General features: G+C 65.5%; 18 protein-coding genes. All 18 read left to right on the forward strand.

Annotation, left to right across the window (positions count from 1 at the left end; translation table 11 throughout):
- Positions 1 to 139: 139 nt before the first annotated feature.
- The 18 genes from rpmH (at position 140) to G015_RS0102225 (ending at position 15,214) form a co-directional block, all read left to right on the forward strand.
- Entirely contained in the window at positions 140 to 280 is a 141-nt protein-coding gene (gene rpmH, locus G015_RS0102140) for a 50S ribosomal protein L34 (protein ID WP_012983964.1), read from the forward strand.
- Positions 281 to 302: 22 nt separating this feature from the next.
- The gene (gene rnpA, locus G015_RS0102145; protein WP_012983963.1) at positions 303 to 653 is read left to right on the forward strand and encodes a ribonuclease P protein component; all 351 of its coding nucleotides are present in this window, start codon (positions 303 to 305) and stop codon (positions 651 to 653) included.
- Positions 650 to 907 (forward strand): membrane protein insertion efficiency factor YidD, encoded by a 258-nt coding sequence (gene yidD, locus G015_RS0102150; protein ID WP_012983962.1) that lies wholly within the window; start codon positions 650 to 652, stop codon positions 905 to 907. Before rnpA ends, yidD begins: the two co-directional genes overlap by 4 nt.
- A gap of 8 nt (positions 908 to 915) precedes the next feature.
- Positions 916 to 2,619 (forward strand): membrane protein insertase YidC, encoded by a 1,704-nt coding sequence (yidC, locus tag G015_RS0102155; protein ID WP_012983961.1) that lies wholly within the window; start codon positions 916 to 918, stop codon positions 2,617 to 2,619.
- A 7-nt stretch (positions 2,620 to 2,626) separates the two neighbouring features.
- Positions 2,627 to 3,940 (forward strand): tRNA uridine-5-carboxymethylaminomethyl(34) synthesis GTPase MnmE, encoded by a 1,314-nt coding sequence (gene mnmE / locus G015_RS0102160; protein WP_012983960.1) that lies wholly within the window; start codon positions 2,627 to 2,629, stop codon positions 3,938 to 3,940.
- 111 nt (positions 3,941 to 4,051) lie between these two features.
- A complete protein-coding gene (gene mnmG, locus G015_RS0102165; RefSeq protein WP_012983959.1) occupies positions 4,052 to 5,926 on the forward strand; it encodes a tRNA uridine-5-carboxymethylaminomethyl(34) synthesis enzyme MnmG in 1,875 nt (624 codons plus the stop codon).
- Complete coding sequence (rsmG, locus tag G015_RS0102170; RefSeq protein ID WP_018139741.1) at positions 5,916 to 6,545, forward strand: 16S rRNA (guanine(527)-N(7))-methyltransferase RsmG; 630 nt, start codon at positions 5,916 to 5,918, stop codon at positions 6,543 to 6,545. The genes mnmG and rsmG overlap by 11 nt, the downstream gene beginning before the upstream one ends.
- Positions 6,542 to 7,297 (forward strand): ParA family protein, encoded by a 756-nt coding sequence (locus G015_RS0102175; protein ID WP_018139740.1) that lies wholly within the window; start codon positions 6,542 to 6,544, stop codon positions 7,295 to 7,297. The genes rsmG and G015_RS0102175 overlap by 4 nt, the downstream gene beginning before the upstream one ends.
- Positions 7,298 to 7,325: 28 nt before the next feature.
- Positions 7,326 to 8,168: a ParB/RepB/Spo0J family partition protein gene (locus tag G015_RS0102180; protein WP_020146082.1), complete on the forward strand. Its 843-nt coding sequence runs from the start codon at positions 7,326 to 7,328 to the stop codon at positions 8,166 to 8,168.
- A 132-nt stretch (positions 8,169 to 8,300) separates the two neighbouring features.
- Entirely contained in the window at positions 8,301 to 8,687 is a 387-nt protein-coding gene (locus G015_RS0102185) for an ATP synthase subunit I (protein ID WP_012983955.1), read from the forward strand.
- A 31-nt stretch (positions 8,688 to 8,718) separates the two neighbouring features.
- Positions 8,719 to 9,561 (forward strand): F0F1 ATP synthase subunit A, encoded by an 843-nt coding sequence (gene atpB, locus G015_RS0102190; RefSeq protein ID WP_018139738.1) that lies wholly within the window; start codon positions 8,719 to 8,721, stop codon positions 9,559 to 9,561.
- Positions 9,562 to 9,612: 51 nt separating this feature from the next.
- Positions 9,613 to 9,849, forward strand: a complete 237-nt coding sequence (gene atpE, locus G015_RS0102195; RefSeq protein WP_012983953.1) for a F0F1 ATP synthase subunit C — start codon at positions 9,613 to 9,615, stop codon at positions 9,847 to 9,849.
- A gap of 53 nt (positions 9,850 to 9,902) precedes the next feature.
- The gene (locus G015_RS0102200) at positions 9,903 to 10,373 is read left to right on the forward strand and encodes a F0F1 ATP synthase subunit B (protein ID WP_012983952.1); all 471 of its coding nucleotides are present in this window, start codon (positions 9,903 to 9,905) and stop codon (positions 10,371 to 10,373) included.
- Positions 10,374 to 10,382: 9 nt separating this feature from the next.
- Positions 10,383 to 10,919 carry a F0F1 ATP synthase subunit delta gene (locus G015_RS0102205; RefSeq protein WP_012983951.1) on the forward strand — a complete coding sequence of 179 codons (537 nt, stop codon included), beginning with the start codon at positions 10,383 to 10,385 and terminating at the stop codon, positions 10,917 to 10,919.
- A 13-nt stretch (positions 10,920 to 10,932) separates the two neighbouring features.
- The gene (gene atpA / locus G015_RS0102210) at positions 10,933 to 12,474 is read left to right on the forward strand and encodes a F0F1 ATP synthase subunit alpha (RefSeq protein WP_018139737.1); all 1,542 of its coding nucleotides are present in this window, start codon (positions 10,933 to 10,935) and stop codon (positions 12,472 to 12,474) included.
- A gap of 12 nt (positions 12,475 to 12,486) precedes the next feature.
- The gene (gene atpG / locus G015_RS0102215) at positions 12,487 to 13,347 is read left to right on the forward strand and encodes a F0F1 ATP synthase subunit gamma (RefSeq protein WP_012983949.1); all 861 of its coding nucleotides are present in this window, start codon (positions 12,487 to 12,489) and stop codon (positions 13,345 to 13,347) included.
- 58 nt (positions 13,348 to 13,405) lie between these two features.
- Positions 13,406 to 14,782: a F0F1 ATP synthase subunit beta gene (gene atpD / locus G015_RS0102220; protein ID WP_012983948.1), complete on the forward strand. Its 1,377-nt coding sequence runs from the start codon at positions 13,406 to 13,408 to the stop codon at positions 14,780 to 14,782.
- Between the two features lie 12 nt (positions 14,783 to 14,794).
- Positions 14,795 to 15,214 carry a F0F1 ATP synthase subunit epsilon gene (locus G015_RS0102225; RefSeq protein WP_012983947.1) on the forward strand — a complete coding sequence of 140 codons (420 nt, stop codon included), beginning with the start codon at positions 14,795 to 14,797 and terminating at the stop codon, positions 15,212 to 15,214.
- The last annotated feature ends 17 nt before the right edge of the window (positions 15,215 to 15,231 follow it).

Below are 15,231 nucleotides of genomic sequence, written 5' to 3' on the forward strand. Positions count from 1 at the left end.
GGGATCACGAGGGTTCGGGGGCCCCTGAGTCTACGCCGATGGTGACCCCGTGCGCTAGCCAAGTCTCGCTCGCTGATTGACTTCGCGCACGGTTGACGGTAGTTTTCTCCGCCCTTTATCCCATTGTCCGAGATTCGTCATGAAGCGCACCTTTCAACCGAGTCGGCTTGTCCGCGCCCGTACCCACGGCTTCCGTGCCCGCATGGCCACCCGTGGCGGTCGCAAGGTCCTGAACGCCCGTCGCGCCAAAGGCCGCAAGCGTCTCTGCCCGACCAACTGATCGCGCTGTCCGGCTGGCCATCATGACCGCCGGGGCGCAGGGCTTCCCGCGCCAGGCGCGTTTGCTGGTCGGTGCTGATTACCGGCACGTCTTCGCCGACGCGCGTCCGATCCGTGGCCGCTATTTGACGCTGCTGTATCGTGCCCGCGAGGGCGGCGGCGAGCCCCGGTTGGGGCTCGCGATCGCCAAGCGCCATGTGCGCAACGCCACGGATCGCAACCGGGTCAAGCGCATCGTGCGCGAGGCCTTCCGCCAACGCCGCGCGGCGCTGCCACCGGTGGACCTGATTGTCCTGGCCCGCGCCGGTGCGGGCACCTGTGACCGACGGGCCCTGCGCTCGGAGATGGAAACGCTGCTGGATCGCCTGCAATGACCCTTGTACGCAAGATTGCCCTGTTGCCGGTTCGGGCCTATCAGTACGGCATCTCCCCGTTCATGGCGCCGCATTGCCGGCATTACCCGACGTGCTCGGCCTACACCGTCGAGGCGGTGGAAAAACACGGCGTCACACGCGGCTTCTGGCTCGGACTGCGGCGCATTCTGCGTTGCCACCCGTGGTCCCCCGGGGGCTATGACCCCGTGCCGGAACCCCATCTGTCCGCCCACTCGCATCGATCCCGGAAATAGTCGCGCTCATGGATAACTTGCGTCCCCTTTTGTGGCTCAGCCTGGCCTTTGTCCTGTTCCTGATGTGGCAGGCCTGGAACCAGGACTACGGCACCCCTGCCCAGCCGGAAACGGCCGAGCAAGAGGCGGAGGATCCCGATGCCCGCCCGGAGGATGTCCCCGACGCGCCCCAGTTCGAGGACGAGGACGATCCACGTGCCGCCGCGGATGTGTCCGAGATCAGCCCGATCCAGGAGCCGGATCGTCGCCAGTTCACCGTCCGCACCGACAAGCACGAGCTGCTGATCGACACCCGTGGCGGCACCATCCTGCGCGCAGACCTGCTGCAGTATCCGCGCGATCTGCAGGATGACCCGCTGGTTCCGGTTCGCCTGTTTGACCACCGCGTGCGCGGCTACGTGGCTCAGAGTGGCCTGACGCACGACCGCGTCAACGACCGCGCGATGGAGGGGCGGGCCCCCTCGCACCACGCCAATTTCGAGGTTGACGGCGACCACTTCGAGATGGCCGAGGGCGACGATACCCTTCAGGTCCCGATGCGCTGGGTCTCGGACGATGGCGAGATCGAGGTCATCAAGACCTACACCTTTACCCGCGGGACTCATCTGATCGAGGTGGGTTACGAGGTCCGCAACCAGGGCGATTCCACCTGGAGTGGGCGCCAGTATCGACAGTTGCGCCACGGGCCGACCCCGGACCGCGAGTCCTGGTGGTTGTATACGTTCACGGGGGCCGCGTATTTCGACGGCAGTTACCAGCGGGAGCGTTTCGAGTCGCTCGCCGACGACCCCATCCAGCAACGCCTGCATGGCGGCTGGGTCGCGATGATCCAGCACTATTTCGTCTCTGCCTGGGTCCCGGGCGATGACGAGGTGAACGCGCTGTATGCCCGCTCCGTGCCTGGCGAGGTTGGCGAGGAATACCTGATCGGCCTGCACTCGGCCGAGCCCCTGACCGTGCGCCCGGGCGAGAGCGGGCAGCTTCAGACCCGACTGTGGGTTGGGCCGAAGCTCCAGGACGAGCTTTCCCAGATCGCCCAGGGCCTGGAACTGACCGTCGACTACGGGATGTTCACCTTCCTGGCCAAGCCGCTGTTCTGGCTGCTGGATCTGATCCACAGCGTCGTCGGCAACTGGGGCTGGTCGATCGTGCTGCTCACCATCCTGATCAAGCTCGCGTTCTTCAAGCTGTCCGCCACCAGCTATCGCTCGATGGCGCGCATGCGCAAGGTTGCGCCCAAGCTGCAGGCCCTGAAGGAACGCTACAAGGACGACAAGCAGCGCATGAACCAGGCGCTGATGGAGTTGTACAAGAAGGAGAAGATCAACCCGCTGGGTGGCTGTCTCCCGATCCTGGTGCAGATCCCGGTGTTCATCGCCCTGTACTGGGTGTTGCTGGAGAGCGTGGAACTGCGTCAGGCCCCGTGGTGGCTGTGGATCCAGGATCTGTCCTCGCGTGATCCGTACTTCATCCTGCCGATCCTGATGGGCGTGTCCATGTTCGTGCAGTACAAGCTGAACCCGCCGCCGATGGACCCGGTGCAGCAGAAGATCTTCATGGCGCTGCCATTCGTGTTCACGATCTTCTTCGCCTTCTTCCCGGCGGGCCTGGTGCTGTACTGGTTCACCAACAACCTGTTCTCCATCGCCCAGCAGTGGTACATCACGCGCAAGATCGAGGGCGGCGAGGACCCGGACAAGCAGAAGAGCTGACCGGGCCGTGACCGTGGCGGATACCATCGTCGCGGTCGCCACCCCGCCGGGGGTCGGCGGCATTGGCGTGGTCCGTCTGTCGGGCCCCCAGTCGCTGGTGATCGCCCGGCGCCTGACCGGGCGCGACCGCCTGCGACCACGCCAAGCTCATTACGGCCGCCTCACTGATCCGGCCAGCGGCGAGACCATCGACGATGGCCTGATCCTCTATTTCCCCGCGCCCCATTCGTATACCGGTGAAGACGTGGTCGAACTGCAAGGCCACGGCAGCCCGGTGCTCCTGGAGGCACTCGTCGCGGCGGCGGTCGGCCTCGGTGCGCGCCGCGCGCGGCCGGGCGAATTCACCGAACAGGCCTTTCTGAACGGCCGCCTCGACCTCGCGCAGGCCGAGGCCGTCGCCGACCTGATCCATGCCCAGACGACCCAGGCCGCGCGCCTGGCCCGCTCCAGCCTCGACGGGGCACTGGCCGCCGAGCTGGAGCCGGTCTCCCGGGCCATCCGCGACATGCGTGTGATCATCGAGGCCGAGATCGACTTCGGCGAGACTGACCTCGAATCCGAGGCCGCCCCGGACATCGCCCGGCGGACGGAGGTCCTGCACACGACCATCCTCGCGCTCCTCGAGCGCCTGCGCCCGGCCCGCTATTTCGCCCAGGGCCTGCGTCTGGCCCTGGTCGGTGCCCCCAATGTCGGCAAGTCCAGCCTGATGAATCGACTGGCCGAGAGCGAGGTGGCGATCGTCACCGACCGCCCCGGGACCACCCGGGACGTACTGCGCTCGCCGATCGCCATCCACGGGATCCCGGTGGAACTGATCGACACCGCCGGGCTGCACGCCAGCGACGACCCTGTGGAAAAGATCGGGATGCAGCGCGCCCGCGAGGCTGCGACCGGGGCCGACCTGATCCTGGACCTTCGGGATCTGACCCGGCCGGAGGCCGTCCCCGAGCTGGAGGCCCCGCCCGAGATCCCGCGGCTCACGGTCTGGAACAAGCAGGATTGCGTCGCGGATTCCCGATCTACAGAGGGGATCGTCATCTCGGCGCGCACCGGTGCGGGCATTGATGAACTCAAGCAGGCCATCGTCGAGCGGCTGGGTGCCAGCGAGGGCGGGCAGCAGCGCTTCAGCGTGCGTGCGCGCCACCTCGATGGCCTGCGCCTGGCGGCGCTGCATCTGGGCCGCATTGAGGCCAGCGCCGCGCCCGACCTGATCGCCGAGGAGCTGCGCCTGGCCGAAGCGGCGCTGGACGCCCTGCTGGGTCGCCAGGACCACGAGGCCCTGCTCGGCGAGATCTTCGCCGGTTTCTGCATCGGCAAGTGATGGCGTAGGGAAACATGGATCCCCATGCGGCCGCTTCGACGCCACCGCCACTCCTGCTAAACTGCTGATTTTACTTTTTCGGGCCGCCCAGCGGCCGGGTTTCAAGAGGTCATGGCAGAAGAATTTGATGTCATCGTGATTGGCGGCGGACACGCCGGCACCGAGGCCGCTCTGGCCGCGGCACGCGCGGGTGCGCGCACGCTGCTGCTGACCCATAACATCGAGACCATTGGCCAGATGAGCTGCAATCCGGCGATCGGCGGCATTGGCAAGGGCCACCTGGTCAAGGAGATCGATGCCCTGGGGGGCGTGATGGCGCGCGCGGCGGATGCCGCCGGCATCCATTTCCGCATCCTCAATAGGCGCAAGGGTCCGGCGGTGCGCGCGACCCGCGCCCAGTCCGACCGGCAGCTCTACCGCCAGGCCATCCGCCAGTTCGTGGAGGCCGAACCGAATCTGCAGATCTTCCAGCAGCCGGTGGCCGACATCACCATGGAGGGCGATCGCGTGACCGGTGTGGTCACCGAGGCGGGCCTTGCGTTTACGGCTCGCGCCGTCGTGCTGACGGTGGGGACCTTCCTCAACGGCCAGATGCATACCGGGCTGACCCAGCAGCCGGGCGGGCGGGCGGGCGATCCGCCGAGCGTGCGCCTGGCCGCGCGCCTGCGCGATATGGCCTTTGCGGTCGGGCGCCTGAAGACCGGCACCCCGCCGCGCATCGACGGGCGCAGTGTCGACTTCTCGCGCCTCGAGGTGCAGCCGGGCGATGACCCGCGCCCGGTGTTCTCGTTCACCGGCTCGCCCGGCGACCACCCGGAACAGCGCCCCTGTCATATCGCGCGTACGAGCGAGCGGACCCATGACCTGATCCGCGCCAACCTCGATCAGGCGCCGATGTACTCCGGCCAGATCGACAGCACCGGACCGCGGTACTGCCCCTCGATCGAGGACAAGGTCGTGCGCTTTGCCGACAAGACCAGCCACCAGGTCTTCGTCGAGCCGGAGGGGCTGACCACCCACGAGCTCTACCCAAACGGCATCTCCACCTCCCTGCCCTATGCGATCCAGGTGCCGCTGGTGCAGAGCATCGAGGGCTTCGAGCACGCGCGCATTACCCGTCCGGGCTACGCGATCGAGTACGACTACTTCGACCCGCGCGGCCTGCGCCCATCGCTGGCCACGCGGGAGGTGGCCAATCTGTTCTTCGCCGGGCAGATCAACGGCACCACCGGATACGAAGAGGCCGCCGCCCAGGGCCTGGTCGCCGGACTGAATGCCGCCCGCCTGACCCGGGACGCCGAACCCTGGATCCCGCAGCGTTCCGAGGCCTATATCGGTGTGCTGATCGACGACCTGGTCACCCGCGGCACGCAGGAGCCCTACCGCATGTTCACGTCGCGCGCCGAGTACCGGCTGCTGTTGCGCGAGGACAACGCGGATCTGCGCCTGACCCCGGTCGGGCGCGAACATGGCCTGGTCGACGATGCCCGCTGGGCACGGTTCGAGCGCCGCGCCGCCGCGATCGAGTCGGAAATGAGCAGGCTTGCACAGACGCGACCGGACCGGGATCAGCGCAGCCGCCCGGCCCTGGTCGAGCTCCTCGGCAAGGCCCCGGAGCCGGATGCCACACTGCTCGACCTGCTGCGCCGACCGGAGGCCGACTATGACGCCCTGATGCAGGCACTCCCGGAACTGGATGCGGGCTGCACGCCGGACGTGCGCGAGCAGGCCGAGATTCAGGCCAGATACGCCGGGTACATCGAACGCCAGCAGGCCGAGGTCGCGCGCCAGGCGAAGGCCGATCAGACGGCGCTGCCGGACAACCTCGACTACGCGCGGGTGCATGGTCTGTCCAACGAGATCCGCCAGAAACTCGCCGAATTCCGTCCGCACACGCTGGGTCAGGCCCAGCGCATCCCGGGCGTGACCCCGGCCGCGCTTTCGGCTCTGGCTGTTCACCTGAAGCAGCGCGCCAGTGGCGAGTAACGACTGGCGGGCGGCCCTGGGCGCCGTCGCCGACGAGTGGGCGCTGGACGCAGCCGCCATCGAGGCCCTGGCGATCTATCTCGAGCAGCTCGGGCGCTGGAACCGGGTGCACAACCTGACCGCCGTGCGCGACCCCGCGCAGTGGATCCCCCGGCACATCCTCGACAGCCTGACCCTGCGCCCGTATCTTCACGGGGACCGCATCCTGGATGTCGGGACGGGCGCCGGCCTGCCGGGCTTCATACTGGCTGCCTGCGAGCGCGAGCGCGATTTCTGCCTGCTGGACAGCGCGGCCAAGCGCATCCGCTTCCTGCGCAACGTGATCGGGCTGGCCGGGCTGACCCGGGTCGAGGCCGTGCATATGCGGATCGAGGATTTCGGACCCGCCGCGCCCTACACCACGGTCCTGGCGCGGGCATTCAAGGCACCGGCGGACATGGTCGCGCGCGTCGCACCGCAGGTGGCCACGGGCGGGCGGGTGCTGGCCATGCTCGGGCAGCGCTCGGTGGCGGACGCGCCGCTGCCCGCCCCGTGGTCGTACCGGGCTGTGGACCCGGTTACCATTCCCGGCGAGGCCGCCCAGCGGCACATCGCCATTATCGAGAGAGCCGAGACGTGACCGATACGCTGGCCATCACCAATCAGAAGGGCGGGGTGGGCAAGACCACGACCTGCGTGAATCTCGCCGCCTCGCTCGCCCGGCTGGGCAAGCGCGTGCTGGTCGTGGACCTGGACCCACAGGGGAATGCAACCACCGGTTCCGGCGTGGACAAGCACGCCGACGACCCGACCTCCTGCGAGGTGCTGCTGGGCCAGGCCACGGTTCCGGAGGCCGCTCACCGTGTGGAGGGCGGTTTCGATCTGGTGCCGGCGAACGGGGACCTGACCGTGGCCGAGGTGCGCCTGATGGATCAGGAGCGACGCGAATATCGGCTGCGCGACGCCCTGGGCCCGGTGGCCGCCGACTACGACCACATCCTGATCGACTGCCCGCCGTCGCTGAACCTGTTGACGGTCAACGGGCTGGTGGCCGCCGACGGGGTCGTGATCCCGATGCAGTGCGAGTACTACGCGCTCGAGGGCCTGACCGCGCTGATGCGCACGATCGAGAGCATCCAGAAGGGGCCCAACCCGCAGCTGCGCATCGCCGGGTTGCTGCGCACAATGTTTGACCCGCGCAACCGGCTGTCCGGTGACGTCTCCGACCAGCTCACCGGGCACTTCGGCGAACGCGTGTTCCGGACTGTGATCCCGCGCAACATCCGCCTGGCCGAGGCCCCCAGCTTTGGTCAGCCGGCCTTGTTGTATGATGCCTCCTCGCGCGGGGCGGTGGCCTACCTCGCGCTGGCCGGCGAGATGCTGCGCCGCTGATCCCGCATACACGAGCAGGACTGAAACGATGGCAAAACGTGGACTGGGCCGCGGGCTCGATGCCCTCCTGTCGGGGGCACAAAGCGGCGGCAACGAGAGTGACTCCCTGGCGCAGCTGCCGATCGAACAGATCTGCCGCGGTCAGTATCAGCCGCGCGTGCACATGTCCGAGCCCGCGCTCGCGGAGCTGGCCGAGTCGATTCGTGCCCAGGGCATTGTTCAGCCGGTTGTCGTGCGCCGGGTCGAGGGCGGCTTCGAACTGATTGCTGGCGAACGCCGCTGGCGAGCCGCCCAAATTGCGGGGCTGGAGAGCGTGCCGGCGGTGGTGCGCGACATCCCCGATCAGGCCGCGGCCGCGATGTCGCTGATCGAGAACATCCAGCGCGAGGACCTGAACCCGCTGGAAGAGGCGCAGGCCATCCGGCGCCTGATCGACGAATTCGAGATGACCCATCAGGCGGCGGCGGATGCGGTCGGCCGTTCGCGCACCTCCGTCACCAACCTGCTGCGTCTGCTGGAGTTGCACGACGTGGTCAAGGAACATGTGAACGAGGGCCGGCTGGAGATGGGCCATGCCCGCTCTCTGCTGGCCCTGCCGCTGGACGACCAGCCGGGGGTTGCCGCGACGGTCGTCAAGCGTGACATGACCGTCCGCGCCACCGAGCAACTGGTCAAGAAGGTCCTCTCGGCGCAGCCGGAGCCGCGCAAGGAGGCCGGCCCCTCGCCAGAGGTCCGGCAACTCGAAAGCCGCCTGTCTGATCGCCTCGGGGCCCCCGTCCAGGTCCGCTACAACCGCCAGGGCAAGGGCCGACTGGTCATCGAATACAACAGCCTCGACGAGCTCGACGGCATCCTCGAACACATCCAGTAAAAAGCCCGTCTGCCTCGCCCAAAGCCTCTCCCCACGCCCCTTTGGCCACCCCATAACGGTTTGACCTAATAGAAGGGTGCTCTTATAATGCGCGCACTTTTTGGGAGAGGGGTGGGTGTGCCCATCCGCTGAATGACACCGCGACGCTTCAGACACGCCTTACAATCGATCGGTCTGCAGCTCGCCCTAACGCTGATACTGTCGGGCCTACTACTGGCCCTGTTCCCCCCGATCGTGGCGATCTCGGCCATGGTCGGCGGCTTGACCGCGACCCTCGGCAATGCCGTGGCCGCGGTCGTTGTGTTTCGAGCCTACCGCTCTGATCAGGTGGGCTCGCTCACGGCGCGAATGATGGGCGCCGAGCTGGGACGACTCGTAATCATCGCGGTGGCATTCGGGGTGGCGTTCGCTTACCTGGACGAGCCGAACTTGCTGGCTTTGTTCGGCATCTTCCTCCTGGTGCATCTGGCCCCGCTCTGGTGGCTGCACCGGGTTTCTGATCAAGCAATGACGAGATAACTGCATGGCTTCAGAAAGCGAACTGCCCACGATGGAAGAGCACATTGCTCACCATCTCACGAACCTCACCTTTGGGCTCCACCCCGAGAACGGGTTGAGCTTCGCCACGACCAGCACCCAGGCCGCCGAAATGGGCTTCTGGGCGATCCATGTCGACTCCATGCTGTGGTCGATTGGTCTTGGCCTCCTGTTTATCCTCACGTTTCGCGCTGCCGCCAAGAAGGTCACCGCTGGCGTCCCGGGTGGCTGGCAGAACTTTGTCGAAATGACGATGGACTTTGTTAACGACAACGTCCGTGGCTCGTTCAAGCACAAGAACGACATGGTCGCACCACTCGCGCTGACCATCTTTGTCTGGATCTTCCTGCTCAACCTGATGGACCTGGTGCCGGTGGATCTGCTGCCGCACATCGCCTATCTGCTGGGTATCCCCTACTTCAAGATCGTGCCGACCACGGACATCAACGTGACCGCGGGTCTGGCGCTGGGCGTGTTCGTCCTGATCATCTACTACTCGCTGAAGATCAAGGGCCCGGTGGGCTTTATCAAGGAACTGACGGGCATCCCGTTCCAGACCAACATCGTGTTCCTGAAGCCGATCTTCTGGGTGATCAACTTCGCGCTGGAGTTCATCAACCTGCTGGCCAAGCCCGCATCGCTCGCCCTGCGACTGTTCGGCAACCTGTACGCGGCGGAGATGATCTTCATCCTGATCGGCGTTATGTACTCCGCGGGCCTGATCCTGGGTCTGGCCGGTGGTGTGCTGCATGTCGGCTGGGCGATCTTCCACATTCTCGTGGTGCCGCTGCAGGCCTTCATCTTCATGGTGCTGACCGTCGTCTATCTGGACATGGCGTACAGCGAAGACCACTGATTCGATTCACCTTCAAACTGACCGTTTCAACACTCGACTGGAGATACAAAAATGGAAATGGCTAACGCTCTGATCGTCCTGGCTGGCTCTCTGCTTCTGGGTCTGGCCGCTGTCGGCGCCGCCATCGGCGTGGGTACCCTGGGTGGTCGCTTCCTGGAAGGCGCCGCGCGTCAGCCGGAACTGATCCCGATGCTGCGTACTCAGTTCTTTATCGTGATGGGTCTGACCGACGCCGTGCCGATGATCGGCGTGGGTATCGGCCTGTACGTTCTGTTCGCCCTGGGTTAACAAGGCTGAGCGAGTCCCGAGGTCCCCTCCACTCGTCAACCTGAGGTAGCAGGATGAATATCAATCTGACCATCATCGGCCAGCTCCTGGCGTTTGCCGTATTCGTGTGGTTCACGATGCGCTACGTTTGGCCGCCCATGTCCGCCGCCCTGGAAGAGCGCCGCAAGAAGATTGCGGACGGCCTGGCCGCCGCCGAGCGTGGCGAAAAGGAACAGGAGCTCGCCCAGGAGCGCGCGACCGCGGTGATCAAGGAGGCCAAGCAGCAGGCCAACGAGATCATGGCCTCTGCGCAGAAGCGTGCGACAGAGCTGGTCGAGGAAAGCAAGACCACCGCGCGCGAGGAAGGCGAGCGTATCAAGGAACAGGCGCACTCCGAGATTGAGCAGGAGATCAACCGTGCGAAGGAAGAACTGCGCAAGCAGGTCTCCCAGCTGGCGGTTGCCGGTGCCGAGCAGATCCTGGCCAAGGAGATCGATGCCAAGGCCCACGGCGATCTGCTGAAGAAGCTCGCGGCCAAGCTCTAAGGAGACGTTATGTCAGACCTGATTTCGGTCGCCCGACCCTACGCCCGCGCCGCTTTCGAGCGGGCCCAGGAGAAAAACGATCTCGCTGGCTGGGCCGAGCAGCTCGAGTTGCTGGCGGCCATCGCCGCCGACTCGCAGATGCACAGTCTCCTCTCCAACCCGCGGCTCCCGCGTGCCGATCGCGCGCAGCTCGTGCTGGACGTGGCCGGCGACAAGGTCGGCCCCGAGGCCGGCAACCTGGTTCGGCTGCTGGCCGAAAATGGTCGCCTACCCGCGCTGCCCGCCGTCTACGACGCGTTCTCCGCGATGAAGGCCGAGGCCGAAAAGCGCGTCCACGCCGACGTAATCGCCTTCCGCAAGCTCACGCAGGCGCAGGAGAAAGAGATCCACGATGCCCTGGCCAAAGGCCTGGGCTGCGAAGTCGATCTCGAGTGTTCAGTCGACAGCTCCCTGCTCGGCGGGGCCATCATCCGCGCCGGCGACCTGGTAATCGACGGCTCCGTGCGAGGCCAGCTGAACCGCCTGGCTGCCAATTTGAGTCGCTAAGAGGATATTTAACATGCAACTGAATCCCTCCGAGATCAGTGATCTGATCAAACAGCGCATCGAGAAATTCGATGCCTCCTCCGAGGCCGCCAACGAGGGCTCCGTGGTCAGCCTGACCGACGGTATCGCTCGCGTGCACGGCCTTGGCGATGTCATGCAGGGCGAAATGATCGAGTTCCCCGGCGACACCTTCGGCATGGCGCTCAACCTCGAGCGTGACTCTGTCGGCGTCGTGATCCTGGGTGACTACAAGCACATTAAAGAAGGCGATACCGCCAAGTGCACCGGTCGCATCCTTGAGGTGCCGGTGGGCGAGGGCCTGCTGGGCCGCGTGGTCGACTCCCTCGGCCGCCCGATCGACGGCAAGGGTCCGGTGGAAACCGGAGTCTCCAGCCCGATCGAGAAGATTGCCCCCGGTGTTATCGACCGGCAGTCGGTTGACCAGCCGCTGCAGTCCGGCATCAAGGCGATCGACGCGATGGTCCCCGTGGGCCGTGGCCAGCGCGAGCTGATCATCGGTGACCGCCAGACCGGTAAGACCGCGGTGGCGATCGACGCGATCATCAACCAGAAGGACTCCGGCGTTAAGTGTATCTACGTCGCCGTGGGTCAGAAGGCCTCGTCGGTTGCCTCTGTGGTGGCCAAGCTGGAAGAGGCCGGTGCGATGGATAACACCATCATTGTGGCCGCCAACGCCTCCGAGTCGGCCGCGATGCAGTTCATCGCCCCGTACGCCGGCTGCGCGATGGGCGAGTACTTCCGCGATCGTGGTGAAGACGCCCTGATCGTCTACGACGATCTGACCAAGCAGGCCTGGGCCTACCGTCAGGTGTCGCTGCTACTGCGTCGTCCGCCGGGCCGCGAAGCCTATCCGGGTGACGTCTTCTATCTGCACTCGCGCCTGCTGGAGCGCGCCTCCCGCGTGAACGCCGACTACGTCGAGCAGATGACCAACGGCGAAGTGAAGGGCCAGACCGGCTCGCTGACCGCGCTGCCGATCATCGAGACCCAGGCGGGCGACGTGTCCGCGTTCGTGCCGACCAACGTGATCTCGATCACCGACGGCCAGATCTTCCTCGAGACCGACCTGTTCAACTCGGGCATCCGCCCGGCGATCAACGCTGGTCTGTCGGTCTCCCGAGTCGGTGGGGCCGCGCAGACCAAGATCATCAAGAAGCTTGGTGGTGGTGTGCGTCTGGCGCTGGCGCAGTACCGTGAACTGGCGGCGTTCTCGCAGTTCGCCTCCGATCTCGACGAGCTGACCCGCAAGCAGCTTGACCGCGGCAAGCGCGTCACCGAACTGATGAAGCAGGGCCAGTACCAGCCGATGTCCATCGGCGAGATGGCGTTCTCGCTGTACGCCGCCAACGAGGGCTACCTCGATGACGTCGAGGCGGACAAGGTCGTGAGCTTCGAAAAGGAACTGATGGCCTACGCGCGTTCCTCGCAGAAGGAGCTCCTGGACGAAATCAACAGCTCTGGCGACTACAACGACTCCATCCAGGAAAAGCTGAAGAAGGCCCTGGAAGAGTTCAAGGCCAAGCACAGCTGGTAACGGGAGCACGCAATGGCGGGCACTAAGGAGATCCGGACGCAGATCAAGAGTATCCAGAATACTCAGAAGATCACCAAGGCCATGGAGATGGTCGCAGCGTCCAAGATGCGCAAGGCCCAGGACCGCATGGAAGAGTCCCGGCCTTACGCCCGGAAGATCCACGACGTGATCGGTCACGTCGCGATGGCCAACGCGGAGTACAAGCATCCGTTCATGGTCGAGCGCGAAGTGAAGCGTGTGGCGCTGATCATCGTCTCGACCGATCGTGGCCTATGCGGCGGGTTGAACACCAACCTGTTCAAGAAGGCCGTCGGCGAGATGCGGCGTTACCGCGAAGAGGGCGTTGAGGTGGACCTGTGCGTCGTCGGCAACAAGGCGCTGCAGTTCTTCAAGCGCCTGGGTGGCAACATCGTGGCCGAGGCGCGCGATCTGGGTGATCGCCCGCACATCACGGACCTGATTGGCTCCATCAAGGTGGTGCTGGACAACTTCCGCGATGGCAAGGTCGACCGCGTCGTGCTGCTGGAGAACAAGTTCGTCAACACGATGACCCAGCAGCCGGAGGCGACCCAGCTTCTGCCGACCGCGCCGAGCAAGGACGAGTCTCTGAAGCATCACTGGGACTACATCTACGAGCCCGATACGGTTCCGGTGATGGATACCCTGCTCGAGCGCTATGTCGAGTCGCTGATCTACCAGGCGGTGGTCGAGAACGTGGCCTGCGAAATGGCCGCGCGCATGGTCGCGATGAAGTCGGCCTCCGACAACGCCGGCACGATGATCAAGGACCTGCAGCTCGTCTACAACAAGGCGCGCCAGGCCGCGATCACCCAGGAGATCTCCGAGATCGTCAGCGGCGCGGCTGCGGTCTAGCGCCCGCCGGCACGAATCGATCGGCTCGGCACGAATTACGACTTACGAGGATGAACAAATGAGTTCCGGAAAAATTGTCGAAATCATCGGCGCCGTCGTGGACGTGGAGTTCCCCCACGGCGAAGTGCCCAAGGTCTACGACGCCCTGACCCTGGAAAACGGCCTGACCCTGGAAGTCCAGCAGCAGCTGGGTGACGGCGTCGTGCGCACGATCGCCATGGGGACCACAGAGGGTGTGAAGCGTCAGACCCCGGTCACCGCGACCGGCAAGCCGATCTCCGTGCCGGTCGGCAAGGGGACCCTGGGCCGCGTGATGGACGTGCTCGGCCGCCCGGTGGACAACGCCGGCGACGTGGAGGCCCAGGAAACCTGGTCGATCCACCGTGCCGCCCCGACCTTCGACGAGCAGGCGGGCTCCACCGAGCTGCTGGAAACCGGAATCAAGGTGATCGATCTCCTGTGCCCGTTCGCGAAGGGCGGCAAGGTCGGCCTGTTCGGCGGTGCCGGCGTGGGCAAGACCGTGAACATGATGGAGCTGATCCGCAACATCGCGATCGAGCATTCCGGTTACTCCGTGTTCGCCGGTGTGGGCGAGCGTACCCGTGAAGGGAACGACTTCTACCACGAGATGAAGGACTCCAACGTCCTCGACAAGGTGGCCCTGGTCTACGGCCAGATGAACGAGCCGCCGGGTAACCGCCTGCGTGTCGCGCTGACCGGCCTGACGATGGCCGAGTTCTTCCGTGACGAAGGCCGCGACGTGCTGATGTTCATCGACAACATCTACCGTTACACCCTGGCCGGGACCGAGGTCTCCGCGCTGCTGGGACGTATGCCGTCCGCGGTGGGCTACCAGCCGACCCTGGCGGAAGAGATGGGTGTGCTGCAGGAGCGCATCACCTCGACCAAGAAGGGCTCGATCACCTCCATCCAGGCGGTCTACGTGCCGGCGGATGACTTGACCGACCCGTCGCCGGCCACGACCTTTGCGCACCTGGATGCGACCGTCGTGCTCTCGCGCCAGATCGCCGAGCTGGGCATCTACCCGGCCGTGGATCCGCTGGACTCGACCTCGCGCCAGCTGGACCCGCAGATCATCGGGCAGGAACACTACGACACCGCCCGTGCGGTGCAGAACACTCTGCAGCGTTACAAGGAGCTGAAGGACATCATCGCGATCCTCGGCATGGACGAGCTGTCGGAAGACGACAAGCTGGTCGTGGCCCGTGCGCGAAAGATCCAGCGCTACCTGTCGCAGCCGTTCTTCGTGGCCGAGGTGTTCACCGGGGCGCCGGGCAAGTACGTGTCCCTGAAGGACACCATCCGCGCGTTCAAGGCCATCGTGGCTGGCGAGTATGACCATCTGCCCGAACAGGCCTTCTACATGGTCGGCACCATCGAGGAAGCCGTCGAGAAGGCCGAGAAGCTCGGCTAAGGAGTGAGCAACATGCCCATGACGATGCACGTGGATGTGGTCAGTGCCGAGGAGTCCATCTACTCCGGGACCGCGCTGATGATCGCGGCCCCGGCCGAGGGTGGCGAGGTCGGTGTCTATGCGGGCCACACCCAGATGCTGGCGCGCCTGAACCCGGGCGAGCTGCGCATCCTGGAAAAGGAAGGCGCCGAGCCGCAGCCGGTGTTCGTCTCGGGCGGTATCCTCGAGGTGCAGCCGTATCATGTGACGGTCCTGGCGGATACGGCGGTGCGGGCCAAGGATCTCGACGAGGCCGAGGCGCTGGAGGCGAAGAAACGTGCGGAGGAGGCCCTGGAGAACTCCAAGGCCGATTTCGACTACGCCAAGGCGCAGGCGGAACTCGTGGAGGCCGCCGCCCGCCTGCAGATGATCCAGAAGTTGCGCCGGAAATAATCCGGCAAACTGCGACG

Source organism: Thioalkalivibrio sp. ALJ15 (assembly GCF_000383695.1).
Taxonomy (GTDB): domain Bacteria; phylum Pseudomonadota; class Gammaproteobacteria; order Ectothiorhodospirales; family Ectothiorhodospiraceae; genus Thioalkalivibrio.